The sequence below is a fragment of the Pelagimonas sp. genome (assembly GCF_050633425.1).
In the GTDB taxonomy this organism is placed as follows: Bacteria; Pseudomonadota; Alphaproteobacteria; order Rhodobacterales; family Rhodobacteraceae; genus Pelagimonas.
Genome location: NZ_JBOEGM010000004.1, coordinates 212,753 through 228,140, shown reverse-complemented (window position 1 = coordinate 228,140; position 15,388 = coordinate 212,753). Strand labels below are relative to the sequence as shown.

General features: G+C 49.6%; 15 protein-coding genes. 9 read left to right on the top strand and 6 right to left on the bottom strand.

What is annotated here, in order from left to right:
- Positions 1-31: 31 nt before the first annotated feature.
- The 9 genes from flgK to ACRBB0_RS02970 all read left to right on the top strand — a co-directional run bounded on the left by flgK (position 32) and on the right by ACRBB0_RS02970 (position 11,307).
- Positions 32-1,480 (top strand): flagellar hook-associated protein FlgK, encoded by a 1,449-nt coding sequence (gene flgK / locus ACRBB0_RS03010; RefSeq protein ID WP_431372915.1) that lies wholly within the window; start codon positions 32-34, stop codon positions 1,478-1,480.
- Positions 1,481-1,491: 11 nt separating this feature from the next.
- On the top strand, positions 1,492-2,490 hold the full coding sequence (locus tag ACRBB0_RS03005) for a flagellin (RefSeq protein WP_431372914.1): 999 nt from the start codon (positions 1,492-1,494) through the stop codon (positions 2,488-2,490).
- An 11-nt stretch (positions 2,491-2,501) separates the two neighbouring features.
- On the top strand, positions 2,502-3,593 hold the full coding sequence (locus tag ACRBB0_RS03000; protein WP_431373225.1) for a flagellar basal body P-ring protein FlgI: 1,092 nt from the start codon (positions 2,502-2,504) through the stop codon (positions 3,591-3,593).
- Between the two features lie 80 nt (positions 3,594-3,673).
- A complete protein-coding gene (motA, locus tag ACRBB0_RS02995; RefSeq protein WP_431372913.1) occupies positions 3,674-4,543 on the top strand; it encodes a flagellar motor stator protein MotA in 870 nt (289 codons plus the stop codon).
- Entirely contained in the window at positions 4,543-6,759 is a 2,217-nt protein-coding gene (locus ACRBB0_RS02990) for a hypothetical protein (RefSeq protein WP_431372912.1), read from the top strand. The genes motA and ACRBB0_RS02990 overlap by 1 nt, the downstream gene beginning before the upstream one ends.
- A 189-nt stretch (positions 6,760-6,948) precedes the next feature.
- Positions 6,949-9,030, top strand: coding sequence for a flagellar biosynthesis protein FlhA (gene flhA, locus ACRBB0_RS02985; protein ID WP_431372911.1), 2,082 nt, complete (start codon positions 6,949-6,951; stop codon positions 9,028-9,030).
- Positions 9,027-9,794, top strand: coding sequence for a flagellar biosynthetic protein FliR (locus tag ACRBB0_RS02980; protein ID WP_431372910.1), 768 nt, complete (start codon positions 9,027-9,029; stop codon positions 9,792-9,794). The genes flhA and ACRBB0_RS02980 overlap by 4 nt, the downstream gene beginning before the upstream one ends.
- Positions 9,795-9,799: 5 nt before the next feature.
- Positions 9,800-10,891, top strand: a complete 1,092-nt coding sequence (locus ACRBB0_RS02975) for an EscU/YscU/HrcU family type III secretion system export apparatus switch protein (RefSeq protein ID WP_431372909.1) — start codon at positions 9,800-9,802, stop codon at positions 10,889-10,891.
- Entirely contained in the window at positions 10,888-11,307 is a 420-nt protein-coding gene (locus ACRBB0_RS02970) for a hypothetical protein (protein WP_431372908.1), read from the top strand. The genes ACRBB0_RS02975 and ACRBB0_RS02970 overlap by 4 nt, the downstream gene beginning before the upstream one ends.
- 640 nt (positions 11,308-11,947) lie before the next feature.
- On the opposite strand, the gene ACRBB0_RS02965 is transcribed toward ACRBB0_RS02970, so the two are convergent.
- Genes ACRBB0_RS02965 through ACRBB0_RS02940 form a run of 6 tightly spaced genes read right to left on the bottom strand, consistent with a single transcriptional unit; the run spans position 11,948 to position 15,386 of the window.
- The gene (locus ACRBB0_RS02965; RefSeq protein ID WP_431372907.1) at positions 11,948-12,445 is read right to left on the bottom strand and encodes a flagellar basal body-associated FliL family protein; all 498 of its coding nucleotides are present in this window, start codon (positions 12,443-12,445) and stop codon (positions 11,948-11,950) included.
- A 9-nt stretch (positions 12,446-12,454) separates the two neighbouring features.
- Positions 12,455-13,180: a flagellar basal body L-ring protein FlgH gene (gene flgH / locus ACRBB0_RS02960; RefSeq protein WP_431372906.1), complete on the bottom strand. Its 726-nt coding sequence runs from the start codon at positions 13,178-13,180 to the stop codon at positions 12,455-12,457.
- 10 nt (positions 13,181-13,190) lie between these two features.
- The gene (gene flgA, locus ACRBB0_RS02955; RefSeq protein ID WP_431372905.1) at positions 13,191-13,607 is read right to left on the bottom strand and encodes a flagellar basal body P-ring formation chaperone FlgA; all 417 of its coding nucleotides are present in this window, start codon (positions 13,605-13,607) and stop codon (positions 13,191-13,193) included.
- Positions 13,607-14,392: a flagellar basal-body rod protein FlgG gene (flgG, locus tag ACRBB0_RS02950; RefSeq protein ID WP_431372904.1), complete on the bottom strand. Its 786-nt coding sequence runs from the start codon at positions 14,390-14,392 to the stop codon at positions 13,607-13,609. The genes flgA and flgG overlap by 1 nt, the downstream gene beginning before the upstream one ends.
- 9 nt (positions 14,393-14,401) lie before the next feature.
- Positions 14,402-15,115 (bottom strand): flagellar hook-basal body complex protein, encoded by a 714-nt coding sequence (locus ACRBB0_RS02945; protein ID WP_431372903.1) that lies wholly within the window; start codon positions 15,113-15,115, stop codon positions 14,402-14,404.
- A 1-nt stretch (position 15,116) separates the two neighbouring features.
- Positions 15,117-15,386: a flagellar biosynthetic protein FliQ gene (locus ACRBB0_RS02940; RefSeq protein WP_431372902.1), complete on the bottom strand. Its 270-nt coding sequence runs from the start codon at positions 15,384-15,386 to the stop codon at positions 15,117-15,119.
- Positions 15,387-15,388: the final 2 nt, after the last annotated feature.

Sequence of the window (15,388 nt, the reverse complement as noted above, 5' to 3'; positions counted from 1 at the left end):
TCACCGTTAGACCTTTGAAGGAGGTCGTTACATGTCTCTTACGGGTGCTCTATATAATGCGTTCAGCGGGCTACAAGCCAATGCCCGGGCGGCCTCAATGGTTTCCACCAATATTTCCAATGCGACAACCGAGAGTTATGGCCGACGAGAGTTGGCCCTAACGCCCGGCGCGGTTGGAACGACCGGGGGTGTGCGCATCTCTGGAGTTATTCGACATTCCGATCCGGTTCTGGTCGCCGATCGAAGGGTTTCGGATGCGCAACTTGCGAATTCAAACGGTATGTATGCGCATTCAAAACGCCTTGAGAGCTTGGTGGGCGAAACAGGAACACCTGGTGCACTGGTTGAACGCGTAACAGCTTTTGAAAACGCGCTTATTTCTGCGGCCACCAATCCTGCCTCAACACAGCGTTTGGAAAATGTCGCAACGGCGGCGACTTCGCTCACGCAAAGCTTGAATGACCTTTCATATGAAATTCAACAATCAAGGCAAGCGGCGGATACCGCAATTTCTCATCAAGTTCAGTCTTTGAACGAAGCAATGACTCGTTTGGACGACTTGAACGAAAACATAATCAAAGCCAACTCAACCGGTTCCGATTCCGCGACCCTGCTTGATGAACGTGCAAGGGTTCTCGACAGCATATCCGAAATTGTTCCCTTGCGAGTGGTCGAACGCGAACTTGGTGACATCGCTGTTTTTACAACCAGCGGAGCGACGCTGCTTGATGGTTCGCCGCAAGAAATCGGATTTGAGCCGGTAAATGCGATTGGCGCAAGCATGTCGTTGTCAGCGGGTGATCTAAATGGCCTGACAGTCAATGGTTTAGCCGTGAATTCAACTGCGAACGGCATGTTCGCGGGCGGAAGTTTGGCCGCACAGTTTGCCATTCGTGACGATGTCGCCGTTGAAAGCCAAGCGTCACTTGACGCGATTTCTCGTGACCTGATTGAACGGCTTGGCCCCGCGGGCCCAGATACGACTCTTGGTGCGACAGATCCAGGGCTTTTCACAGACAGTGGGGCCGCATTTGACCCGTTGAATGAAGAAGGGTTGGCAGGGCGAATTCAGCTCAATTCGCTCGTTGCGCCGGGTTCAGGATCTGTATGGCGATTGCGTGACGGGCTTGGAGCCGCAACACAAGGTGAAGTTGGTGAGGGTCGTCTTTTACAAGACATAACTGCGGCACTTACAGCCTCAACGATCCCTAGCTCTTCATCGCTTCCTTCAGTTTCGCGAAGTTTTGTAAACCACATTTCGGAGTTTTCATCGAACATCGCTGGTACCCGGGTTCGGGCAGAAAATGAACAAAGCTTTCTGATGTCACAGAACACCGCGTTGAGCGAACTAGAGCTGTCAAAGGGGGTCGACACAGATCAAGAGCTGCAACGACTCATGCAAATCGAACAACAATATTCCGCAAACGCAAAAGTCATGTCTGTCGTTGACGACTTGATGGAACGTTTGATGTCCATCTGAGGAGGATAAACATGCAATCTGTAGGGGATATGGCACGATCACTGGTCTTAAGAACCAATCAAGTGCGTCTGCGGGAAGAAATGGACAAATTGGCGGTCGAAGTGTCGACTGGCTTTGTTAAGGATTCAGCCAAACACTTGAATGGCGATCTGTCCAGTTTGCAAGAAATTGATCGTACACTTTCGAAACTCAATGCGTACAGGGTCAACACTACCGAAGCGACCTATATTACCAGTACAATGCAGACCAGTTTGGACGAAATGCAAACACGAAGCCAGACGTTGTCGCAGACATTAATCGCCGCAGATTTGACGCCGACCGATCCATTACTTCAGACAATGTCTGATGATGCGTCGAACGCGTTGGACCAAATTATGAACGGCTTAAACCGATCTGTTGCCGGCCGAACGCTGTTTGGTGGGACCGCCACTGATAGGCCTGCGGTTGCGAGTAGCGAAGATATGATTGCGGATTTGCAAGTTGCTCTTGCCGGACAAACAACCCTTGCGGGGATCGAAGCGCAATTGGATATCTTTTTTGGCGCAGGCGGTAGTTATGAAACAACGACCTACGAAGGATCCAATAATGGGATTGCGCCCTTTCAATTGAGTGAAACTGATACTGCGAACGTTGATATCCGCGCGACCGATCCGGTTTTTAGGGAACTTCTCAAACCGCTAGCCATGGCGGCCTTGGCATCAGATACGACACTTGGTTTGGACACAGAGGTCAAGGTTGAACTTTTGGCGAAATCTGGTCGTGACTTGTTGGCCGCACAACAATCTATAGTCGAACTGCGTGCTGGATTGGGTGCCTTGGAAGGTCGGATTGAGGAAACCAAAACCAGAAATTCGGCGGAAACCGCATCTGCGAGCCTTGCACGTCTCGATCTGGTCGGAGCGGATTCATATGAATCCGCCGCGCGGTACGAAAACATACGAGGGCAACTCGAAAGCCTCTATGCGATTACTGCAAGATCTCAACGTTTGTCATTGGCGGATTATCTATAATGAAACGATTAATGTTAGCACTCTTGATGGCATTTAGTTTTGTCGGCTCTGCAAATGCGCAATCGGTTCGTATCAAAGACCTTGTTGAGTTCGATGGCGTAAGATCAAATGATTTGGTCGGATATGGTCTTGTCGTGGGGTTAAACGGTACCGGTGACGGGCTGAGAAATTCTCCGTTCACCGAAGAAATATTGTCCAATATTCTAGAGCGACTTGGGGTCAATGTGACAGGCGAACAATTTCGCCCACGTAACGTTGCTGCTGTGATTGTCACTGCCCGCCTGCCTGCCTTTGCACGTTCAGGGGGACAAATCGATGTCACAGTCTCCGCTATTGGCGATGCAAAAAGCTTGCTGGGTGGAACTCTTATTATGACGCCGCTCAATGCAGCTGACGGCCAGATCTACGCGGTTGCGCAGGGTACAGTTATTGCCGGAGGAGTTGAGGCAGAAGGTGACGCTGCGAAGGTTGTGCAAGGCGTGCCAACAGCTGGCGTTATTCCATCCGGTGCTCGTGTGGAGCGTGAAATCGAGTTCGATTTTTCACAATTATCGTCTCTCAGACTTGCTCTGAGAGAACCGGATTTCACGACAGCAGCGAGGATCGAAGATGCCATCAACCGCCGCATTGGACGTCGGGCTGCAACAATGAACGACGCTGGAACCATCACGGTAAATCTTGAGAAAACTGGGGCCAGATCGCCTGCGCGGGCCGTTGTTGCGATCGAAAATCTAACCGTCGAACCACAACGAAAAGCCCGTGTCGTCGTGGACCAGAGATCTGGGACTATAGTGATGGGGTCTGACGTCAGAATCTCAAGTGTTGCAGTTTCCCAAGGGAACCTAACCTTGCGGATTGAAGAAGCGCCGCTGGCAATTCAACCCAATCCGTTCAGTGAAGGCGAAACGGTTGTTGTCCCACGTACGGGTGCGGCGATTGAGGAAGAGCCAGGGATTGGGTTAGCAGTTGTTCCCGAAGGTACCTCGCTTTCTGAGGTGATTGCCGGTTTGAACGCCCTAGGTGTCAGCCCTCGAGATATGATTGACATCCTAAAGAGCATCAAAGCCGCTGGCGCGCTGCACGCCGATTTTGTCGTAATGTAATCAAAACCCGGACTTGTGCAGAGGTTTTCTTAACCGTCGCCTGTCAAGTTTAAGTTCAACGTGTTTTGGGGAGATCTGTCATGCTGGGAATCATCGGAATTGTCGTGATTTTCGCAATGGTTTTTGGCGGTTACGTAGCCGCCGGTGGTAAACTTGGAATCATCATAAAAGCGTTGCCATTCGAAATGATGATGATTGGAGGAGCCGCAGCTGGTGCCTTCATGATCAGTAACGATGGCGCAACTGTAAAACACTCTCTCAAGGACATTTCGAAGGTTTTTAAGGGCGCCAAGTGGAAAAACGAAGATTACCGGGACCTATTGTGTCTGCTCTTTGAATTAATTCGCTTGGCACGCCAAAACCCGGTCGCGATTGAAGAGCACATCGAAACTCCGAGTGAATCCAATATATTTGAGAAGTATCCCAAAATATTGGCCGACAAACACGCTTTGGAGCTGATTTGCGATACTATGCGATCGGTGTCTATGAACTATGATGATCCCCATCAGGTCGAAGAGGTTCTTGATAAAAGGCTTGACGGAATGGCCGCCCACGCGCAGCACTCAAGTCACGCGTTGCAGTCAATGGCTGATGCGCTTCCCGCATTGGGAATTGTTGCTGCGGTTTTAGGTGTCATCAAAACAATGGCTTCCATTGACCAGCCACCTGAAGTGCTCGGAAAGATGATTGGCGGCGCGTTGGTTGGGACCTTCCTGGGTGTTTTCCTAGCGTATGGCTTGGTCGCGCCATTCGCTTCCAAAGTCAAAGCGGTTGTGGATGATGATTTGCATTTCTATCATTTGATTCGCGAAGTATTAGTTGCAAACCTGCACAACCACGCAACAAACATTTGCATTGAGGTCGGTAGGCAAAACACTCCATCGCACTACCGACCAAGCTTTGAAGATCTCGAAGAAGCATTGAAGTCAGTTAAGCAGGAGGCGGCTTAATGCGGCTTTTACTGACACTTCTTTTAACTCTAGCCTTTCAAAGTGCCAGCGCGCAAATTATTGCGGTAAGGAGTGGAGAGCACGGCGATTTTACACGTCTTGTCTTTGATGTGCCTGCGGAAACCACCTGGACGTTAGCTCCAAACACAGAAACGAATTTTGTTCGATTGACATTGGATAGATCCATATCTGGATACAATACAAGTCTGGTCTTCGACAAAATCAATAAGGACAGAGTTCTAGGGATGGTGCCCTTAGAAAATTCATCCAGTATAGATATTCACCTCGCCTGCGATTGTTTTGCAAGTGGGTTTTTATTGCGCAATAGTATGTTGGTCATCGACATTAAGAACAACGTGGTTAATTCCAACGTAAGTGCAAAAGATACCGCTGCGCAGCCGCAAACAGATTTGTCAAAACTTTGGCTCGGGGATGGCGCTCGTATTGGGCCATTGAAAAGAGATACCTCCTTATCGACGTTAAACCTCCCGGTGTTTTCGGAGCAACTGGAAGGTTTCCCAGCCGTAAACGAAGAGGCACGTTCGGCAGAAGTATCTGCACAGGTTAGAGGTCAAGTTTTTGTTGATGTCGCTAGTGCCGCAACACAAGGACTGCTTGATCCATCGCAATCGCTCGGACGCCCGACAAGAAGGGCTGAATTTGATCTAAATGATATCGACGCTCAGAATACTGTAGGAACTATTAGGCTTGACGATGAAGTTGAAAGAGATTTCTCAGAAAAAGGCAGGGTATCAATTGGAGGTCGCCAATGCACGCAAAGCCACACGGTTGATTTATCAAAGTGGGGCGAGGATCAGTCTGAGATCAGCTTACTACTAGCAACAAGGCGCGGGGCAATGTTTGGTGAGTTTGATCGAATAAACAAAAATGCTCTTATCAGCTACGTTCAAAGCTTGCTATTTTTTGGTTTCGGGGCTGAGGCGAGGTCAGTACTGATCACTGAAGGGGGCAACCTTGACCCGGCTTTACTGGCATTGAGTTATTTGATAGATGGCGAAAGTGATCCATCTCAATATTTTGCATCACAACTCAATTGCGAGAGCTATTCGGTCATGTGGGCCGTTTTGGACGGGCAAAACCTTTTGCCCAGTTCGGTGATAAATGATTCATTTCTTCTTCAAGCATTTGAGATTTTACCAAAACACCTAAAGTTGCATGTGGGGCCTCTATTAGCACAGAAACTCACGAACTCCGGGTTTACTGGGGTGGCAAAATCATTATTACGTCGGTTAGAACGCTCAACTGGTCACGAGACTGAAAGCATACTGTTGGGCAAGGCACAGCTAGATCTCCTAGAGGGAAACCAAGAACAAGCGAATGCAGCGTTGTCTCAATTGAGTATTTCTGATGGTCCGGAGACAGCATCGGCAATTGCGGCGAAGGTGGAACTAGCTCGCGAAAGCGGGGAGCGTGTTCCTGAGAGAATCGTAGAATTGTCGGGCGCCTATTCAACAGAACTGCGAAATTCGGATAGTGGCCCAGAATTGTGGCAGGCACATTTGCGCTCTTTGGTGCTAAATAACGAGTTTGATGATGCCTTAAGTGTTTTAAACAGTGTTGACGGGATATCAGAGGAGCTTTTGATTGATTCAACGAATGACACATTTGAAGCAATTTTTCAAAATTCAGAAGATTTACCATTCTTGAAATATTTTTTCTACGAAGTTCCCAAAATGCAAGAGAAACTACGAAGTTCAACGCTACTTCTTGCGGCGGAGCGTGTGCTAAAAATGGGCCTACCCGACGCGTCTCTAACTACACTGGAAGAAATCCAAGACCCGGAACTGTTTCGTGAAATCCAAGTTGCCAAGGCCAAAGCTCTTATCAGCCTCTCTAGGCCAGAGGAAGCTGAAATTCTTCTGATTGGATTGAAGGGGGAAAATGTAGCGTTGTTACGAGCTTTGGCTAGAAGCAAAATGGGAGATCACGAATACGCGCGTGCAATATATGACGAACTAGGAGAAGAAACGAGCGGTCTAACTCAGGCATGGTTGTCTGGAAACTGGGGGCGTGTTTCGGAACAGAAAGATGATCCTCTTTCGTCGGCGGCACAGTTTCTCTCGCAAGAACGGGTTACACCAAGCTTCGATGACATTGATCTTGAAGAAATAGAAAGACTGCAAGCTCAGAGCTCTGATGTTCGAGCGACCATATTGAACATGCTTGACGCAACAGAGCTCGCATCGGTTAACTAGGAAAAACTTACTAAAAATAAACGTACTTCCGTCAAGTTTAGTGAAGCTGAGAATCGGGAGTTAACACTATGAAGTCGAAGTGTCGGCGATACAAGTATCCTCTATTGAGAATTACTTTCTTCGAAAAAAGCCTTACCGGCTCAGTGAAATTTTTCATCGGGATAAGTACTGGACATCAGGAGGTCTACAATGGGAAGTAGAGCCTCGTCTTTGTTCAATCCTACTATCCTCATGTCGCTGGCTCTTATGGCCGTTATTGTCATGATGATTTTGCCGGTACCATCATGGGTATTGGACGTTGGATTAGCAGCATCGTTTGGACTAGCAATTTTAATATTTACAGTAACGTTGTTTATTGAACGTCCATTGGATTTTTCTGCCTTTCCAACCATCCTTTTGACGTCTTTGATGCTTCGACTGTCACTTAACGTAAGTTCGACTAAGCTTATCATCGGTCAAGGGCATACTGGAACTCATGCGGCAGGCGAAGTGATACAGGGTTTTGCCAGCTTTGTTATGGGCGGTAGCGTATTCTTAGGCCTCGTAGTTTTCGGGGTTTTGATGATTGTAAATTTCGCAGTTATTACCAAGGGTTCTGCTAGAATGGCGGAAGTTTCCGCTAGATTTGCTCTAGATGCGATGCCAGGGAAGCAATTGGCTATCGACGCAGATATGTCTGCGGGTGCCATTGACCACGCTGAAGCAAAACTCAGACGGGAAACAGAACAGCAAGAAACAACGTTCTTTGGTTCGCTCGACGGTGCATCAAAGTTTGTCAAGGGGGACGCTGTTGCTGGACTCCTAATCACGGCTCTAAACTTGGTTATGGGCATGATTATGGGTGTGGTCGTGCATGGAATGCCTTTGTCTAGCGCTATGGAAACATACGCTATTCTGACCGTGGGCGACGGTTTGGTGTCCCAAATTCCCGCAGTTATTATTTCGATAGCCGCTGGTTTGTTGCTCGCGAGAGGCGGTTCAAATGTCGCCGCAGATGTTGCGGTTGTTGGACAACTTGGACGACATCCAGCCGCTTTATCGACCGTTGCGGTTCTAATGGCTCTATTCGCATTGGTTCCTGGCCTGCCCTTTATTCCGTTTATAGCGGGTGCAGGTCTTTTGGGTGCCTCGGCTTGGTGGTTAAGTAAAAATAAACCTCAAGAAAACGAGTCGGAGGATCAAGTTGACGCGCCAATAGAGCCGGCTGTGCGTCCCATGGGCGATGTTCTGGATTTGGATGATATTCACGTCGAATTTGCTCCTGATTTGGTAAACATGGCATTGGACCCTGGTACCGGTTTGGATGTGCGTATTGCGAACATGCGGAACCACATCGCTTCAAACTTTGGGCTAATATTACCCGAAATCCGACTAACAGATGCATCGGCACTTCCGACCGGAACCTATGTTATTCGTATACATGGGGTTGAGATGGCAAAGGGAGTGTTGAGTTCAGATCTGGTTCTGGCTTTGGTTCCCGAAGAGGACAATGCCCTTCCGAGCGGAGAAGATGTTACCGAACCTGTTTACGGCGCTCCGGCACGCTGGATTCGGCCGGAAGATCAAGAACGCGCGGCGATTACAGGCGTAACAATTGTTTCTCCAGCCGAAGTGTTGGCAACTCATTTGCTTGAGGTTATCCGCCGTAATTTTGGGCGGCTTTTAACCCTAAAAGCGTTGCGTAGGTTGCTGGACGAAATGGTAAATCTGACGAATCCAGTTCGTGCAGAAGCCAACCAAAAACTGATTGATGAGCTCATTCCCGAGAAGGTTCAAACTGACACGCTCCATCAAGTATTAAGGTTATTACTAGATGAGCAAGTATCCATCCGAAACTTGCCGCTAATTTTGGAAGCTATTTCAGAAATGCGCGGTCAGCAAACCAGACCAGAGTTGATTTGTGAACATGTTCGGCAGAGGATCGGGTTTCAGTTGGTCGCAGGAATGCGCCGGGAAGACGGCACCATTCCCTTGATTCAACTTGCGCCTGAGTGGGAAGAAACCTTCATGACCTACCAGATCGATGGCGGCCAGGGTGCGTTGGATGTTGCCCTACCACCCGATCGTTTTGAAGCGCTTACCAATGGTCTTGCCAACCAGATCGGAGAGGCAGGGAGCCGAGGTATGATGCCTGCGGTTGTTACATCTGCGCGGCGAAGACGGTTTTTGCGTACGGTAATGGCCGCTAAGGGAATCACAAACCCGGTAATGTCTTTTGAAGAAATAGGTGTGGAGGCCAATCCCACCTTGGTCGGAGTGGTGGCGGCGTGAACGGTCTGTTGCCTTTGGTTGAACAGGTTTCGCTCACTGGCTGGGTCTCGCTAATTGTCTTTCTACGGGTCGCGGCTGCGGTATCTGTCATGCCGGCACTGGGTGAACAGATGATCTCAACGAGAATTCGGTTGGTTGTTGCGCTGCTCTTGACCGTTGCACTGACGCCAGTGGTTACGTCAACTTTTGTGGTACCGGAGCCAAGTTTGCGAGTGTTTTTTCGGGCCTTGGCGACGGAAACTCTATCCGGCTTATTTTTGGGCATGATTCTACGGACATTTATGCTTGCCATTCAAACCGCTGGGGCAATCGCTGCCCAATCAACGTCCCTATCCCAATTGTTGGGGCAGTCCGGACTCGACCCGTTACCAGCCGTCGGCAATATACTTGCTTTGGCTGCTTTGGCTTTGCTGATGGTCACAGGGTTTCATGTCAAGGCTGCCGCATTTTTAATACTGTCATATGAGATTCTTCCTGCCTTAGCGTTCCCAAATCCGGCCGATGTTGCGGAAGCGGGTAGCGCAAGAATTGCCAAATGCTTTGCGCTGGCCTTTACCCTTGCAGCGCCGTTTGTCGTCCTGTCAGTTCTCTACAATCTTACGTTGGGAGTTATTAACAAGGCCATGCCACAATTGATGGTCGCATTTGTAGGTGCTCCAGTGATCACTTTCGGCGCAATTGCTTTTTTACTTGTGTCTGCTCCGTTGATGTTAACCGTTTGGCTTCAAGCCTTAGACGGTTTTTTGGCAACACCCTTTAGGTAGATAGAATGTCAGAGCAAGACGATAGCGGCGAAAAAAGTCACGAACCATCCCAACGGAAACTGGACGAAGCGCGAAAAAAGGGTGAAATTCCGAGGGCGACGGACCTTTTAACCGCAATGGCCTATTTGGGTTTGTTGGCGGGTGCGGTGTCGGTAGGTGGGTATAGTTTAAAAAACTTTGCGAACTTGCTACTTCCTTTTCTGGAGCAACATGATCGAATGATCCAGTTGTTTTTTGGTGGAAATGCCAAACCCATCTCTGCTCAGGTTCTATCGACGGGTTTGGGTCACGCATTTCCTCTGCTACTTGCACCGACAGCTTTTGTATTGTTAACGCTCTTTGCGACCAGGGGATTTGTTTTCGCCGGAGAAAAACTGAAGCCAAAAGCGTCGCGCCTGTCCCCAATTGAAAACGCAAAAAACAAATATGGGAGACGGGGGCTTTTTGAATTTTTTAAAAGCTTTGTTAAGCTTTCGATCTATTCGATTCTTCTGGCGCTATTTATTCGCAACCAACTGGATACGATTATCGGAACGGTTCGAACAACACCTGCCGAAGTTTTTTTGATGATCCTATCTTTGGTAACTAGGTTCTTGTTTATCGTTGTTCTCATAGCAATGGTCATCGGTGGGTTAGACGCATTTTGGCAACGCACGGAACATATGCGAAAGAACCGGATGTCCTTCAAAGAACTTAAGGATGAGATGAAAGAGGCGGAAGGTGATCCATATCTTAAACAACATCGTCGGGCCAGAGCCCAAGAGTTGGCTTTAAATCAAATGATGGGCGCAGTACCTGATGCTGACGTGGTTATCGTGAATCCAACTCATTATGCCGTTGCATTGAAGTGGAGTAGGACTCCGGGATCCGCGCCCGAATGTGTCGCTAAGGGAGTGGATGAAGTCGCTCTACGGATTCGTGAAGTGGCTGCCGACGCCGGAGTTCCAATTCATTCCGATCCGCCAACAGCAAGAGCTCTGTTCGCGACCACCGAAATTGGTCACGAAATTTCCGCTGAACATTATCAACCTGTTGCCGCGGCAATTCGGTTTGCACAAGATATGCGCGCAAAAGCTCGCAAGAAAGGTTGGTCATGAGGAGTGATTTAGATGATTTGGAACAAGTTACTGTTTCGCTGAAGGAACAAGCCTTGGAAAAACACCGGCAAAATTTGGCAGAAAGTCAGAGGATTGCGAGTGAAATTGAACAGATCGATACTTTGCGGTCTGAAGCTCAAAATGATGATGATGGATTGTTGGCCCGAAGGGCGGTCGGTGCTGACACGCTTTGGCAAAGTTGGCTAATGCGGCGGCGAGCAGACTTGTTGCGGGATGCGGCAATGGCTCGTGCATATGAAGGGGAAAGCTTGGCAAGAGCGAGGATCGCGTTTTCGCGTGCAGAAGCGACGCAGTCCTTGGTGCAGGAAGAAAAAGCAAAGCGAAAATACAAGACGTTACAGCGTTACGCTGATCAACTTGATGAGCTCGGGACACTCAGACACCCGGAAGATTGATGCGCGCGGGTCGAGTTACAATGCTTAACATGCGTTGAAATTATTGAGAGATGTCGATTCGTAAAGGCCGAAGCGCCCAGTTCAAAGAGGGTTGAAGTGCCCTCTGCGAAATGCATTCGAGCTGAGCTTTCATTTGTGTGGTCATCCGGGTGATACGGAGCTTTCCAGGGCGAAAAAAGGGCGGCATCTGAAGGGTTTTGTTGGGGTCTATTGGCACACGTGGATTGCAGTGGCCCTTACCCATGCTTGGGACTTGTAGGAGCATAAATGGTAAATATGCCCTTACACTCGAGGGTTCTTACCGAAAACGAGCGACCGCCCTAACCAAGCCCGTCGTGTCTGGTTACTGTACGTCAGATTGCGGCGACTGAGCTGACCAGACGTCGTTTGATTAAAGCTGCGCTGGAATGGGTATCCAATTCCTTGGGTGACAGATACATTTTAGATGGCGATCACACACCTTCGAAGTGCCATTCCTGATAACTTGCTGAACAGGTATTCCCCTCGAAAGTTGGGCGGGAAAAACTTCAGACCGTCTGCCCATCCAAACCGGACGCCATCGCAGGTATGAGCCAATGGTCAATCATGCGCTGACTTTCAACTTTGAAAAGTCGACCTGGATGGGCGATTGTTCACCCGGCTAGGCGTCCTGGCGTGCGATTTCAGTGATCAGAACATCGCTGACATCGCTACCAAGAACAGGTTTTGCGGCTTCCAACAGAGCGGCTCTTAGAATTTCCATTCTGTCCCCCTTGGTAAACGTGCCTTCGAATCCCCCGATATTTGCGTGATCAAAGAGAACTTGCAAAAACACATCTCGAAGTTTTGGCTCTCTGGCATAGACAACTTCAGTTGTCCCCGAAACCACTTCTACACTCAACGAGGCAACAACGAGGGCATCAACCCTGTCTGGGCCAACCACTGGTATTACGAACTGGTTGTTTAGCTTAACATATTCCCTACCGACTGCAGGTCCATCCGGTTCGGGTTCTGGACTAGCGTGCATCACCTCCTCGGATGGCACAACGCAATCGACGGCTGCATGATTGTCTTCTTTGGCCGGCATCAAAAATATTCCAGCTGCAACACCGGCACCAGTGCCGATCAAGGCTAGAATTATTGGTAGAAGCTTTCGCATAGGTTCCCCCTAAAATGGTAGCACGACATCAAGAATCTGCTGGCCTATACGAGGCTGTTGCATGTCACTGATTTGACCGCGCCCACCGTAGGAAATCCGGGCTGAGGCGATCTTGTCGTAAGTAATTTCATTTTGACGAGAGATATCTTCCGGTCGGACATAACCAGACACCAACAGCTCGCGCATTTCAAAGTTGACGCGCACTTCCTGAACACCTTCGATCGCCAAAATCCCATTGGGTAGAACGTCAGTGACAGTTGCGGCAATCCTCAACGTCAACGTTTCACTGCGTTTGACCGAGCCACTGCCCGCGGATTTGCTAGTGCTGCCCAAGTCAACGGCATTGTCTAGACTTGCTCCGTCGGTGATACCTTGGTTAATGCGCTGTGGAATGCCAAATAGTTGTGGTATCTCGAGACTTTCAGAACCCGATCTCGACCTATCAGACTCATTCGAAATCTCTGCGCTTTCGTCAATTTCGATGACGACTGTCATAATGTCTCCGCGTTTTATTGCGCGGCGATCTCCCAACAATGACGTTTGTCCTCCGCTCCACAAGGAAGCTGCTTCGGATTTTCGTCCAAGCGGCGCTGCATCGGGCACGCCCGACGCTATCATGGCAACCCTTTCAGCGCTTTGTGCTGGGGGGGTAAAATCCGGAGGTTTACCAATATGATCAACACGTCCACATGCGGCTACAAGGAGTGATAGGGCGAGAAAGCTTAGTATTCTCAAAGTTTTGTCCTCAGTTGGAAACCAGAACTGTTCCGTTTTCAGTGATAGTACCGAAAAGAACAGTTCGGGAATCGGTATTCATTACGCGAATGCGCTCTCCAGAGCCGCCACGCGCCAACGCGCGGCCTTCGGCTGCGATACGCAACCCTCCACGGGAAAAAATCAGTTCAACCATTTGATTTCGTTCGACCAAGGCCGGGCGACCGACTTGGCCGAACATGACAGCTCTGCCTGGATAGATAGCGACACGGGCCTCGTTTCCGATTACCTCGCCTAAAAAAGTATAAGCTCCTTCGACATCCGAAGGGTCTGATCTTACGTCTTCGGCGGTGATCAATTGTTGCGGCCGGATCGATCGAGTGGCGACGATTGTGTCGGCTGCAACCTGAGTTGCCAAGAGAGGCAAAAAGGCGAGCAGGAGTTTCATTAGCGCACCTGGCTTGTCGCGCTAAGCATTTGGTCCGCCGCAGAAATAACCTTTGAATTCAATTCGTAACCACGCTGGGCTTCGATCAGGTCGGTGATTTCGCGCACTGCGTCAACGGAACTATCTTCCAAATAGCCCTGACGCAGAGTGCCAAGCCCGTCTTGCCCAGGAGTGGTTTGAATGGCTGGTCCAGAAGCTTCTGTTTCTGTGAACATATTCGATCCAATTGCCTCAAGGCCCTTGGGATTCGTAAATCCAGACATTGTGAATTGACCCAAGAGTTGGGCCTCCGTCGCTTCTGCAAAATAGGCAAAAACTTCGCCTTCAGCGTTAATAGAGATGCTCAAGGCGTCAGACGGAATGACAATCTCTGGCGACACTGCAAAGCCATCAGACGTCACGATGAGTCCTTCACCGGTCCGTTTAAGCCCGCCGTCTCGTGTGTAGGCGGTTTGACCGGAGGGGAGGGTGAGCTCTAGATAACCTGCACCTTCAATCGCGACATCCAGATCACCGCCCGTGGCCGACAAAGAGCCTTGGGATAACTGGACTGATACGGCTGCGGGACGAACGCCAAGGCCAAGCTGAATGCCAGTTGGTAAAACCGTTCCATCAGACGCGTTGACAGTGCCGGCCCTCGCCATTTGTTGATAGTGTAAATCCGCAAACTCCGCCCGGCGCGGGTTGTAACCTGTGGTGCTCATATTGGCGAGGTTGTTAGAAATAACCTCAACCCGCATTTGTTGGGCACTCATGCCCGTCGCTGCAATATTCAACGCTCGCATTATTGGCTCCTATTTGATGAATGCTTTGAGAGCGGTTCTGACGCGCTCATCTTCTCGTTCCATAAAGCTCTGACCGAGCTCATAAGCTCGTTGCACTTCGACCATACGTGCGACCTGCAAAATTGGATCGACATTGGATGCCTCCACAAATCCATGCACGACGCGTGGGTTTTCCAAGGGTTCGAAACCACTTTCTGAACGGAACATTACTCCGCCCTCTCGGACCATCTGCGTTTCATCCAAGGGTCGGACGACACCGATTTGACCTATTGGGCGGCCAGCGCTGCTGATTGTTCCGTCGCTGCCGATCGCCAAATCATCCGACTGAGGCGGAACAAAAATTGGTGTGCCGCCCGCATCCAAAACCGGATAGCCGTCCGAGGTGACCAAAGTGCCTTCTGCGCTGGGCGAAAACGCGCCGGCACGTGTTAGTCTTTCGCCATTTGGAGATTGGATCAAAAAGAACCCATCTCCTTCGATAGCCATGTCAAAAGTCCCGCCGGTCTGTTCCAAAGTCCCTTGGACATAGGATGTGTTGCGCACACGCGCTGCGGCCATCGCAACGCCGGAAACGCCATCGCCGTCCGAAACAAATTCGGAAAAAATGACGCCTTCTTGGCGGAATCCCGTGGTGTTTGCGTTGGCGATATTGTTAGCGATCACCTGCATTTCGCGCATCAACCCGGTTTGGCGGGAGAGTGTAGTATAGCCGGCAGTTTCCATTTTAGCCTCCGGTTATGATTGGGATGATCTGGTTTTGAAAAAAATCCACCAGAGTGCGGGTCATAAAGCTCATTGAGATCCAAAACACCGCGACGATGGCCAGCAGTTTTGGCACAAAAGTCAGAGTCATTTCTTGAATCGAGGTCAAAGCCTGAAACAAGCCGACACCAACACCGGCAATCAAAGCTGCGGACAAGATCGGCACAGATGTGATTGTGGCCACCCAGAGACCCTGGCGTAAGGTGTCAAAGAAAACGGCTTCCGTAAGCATGA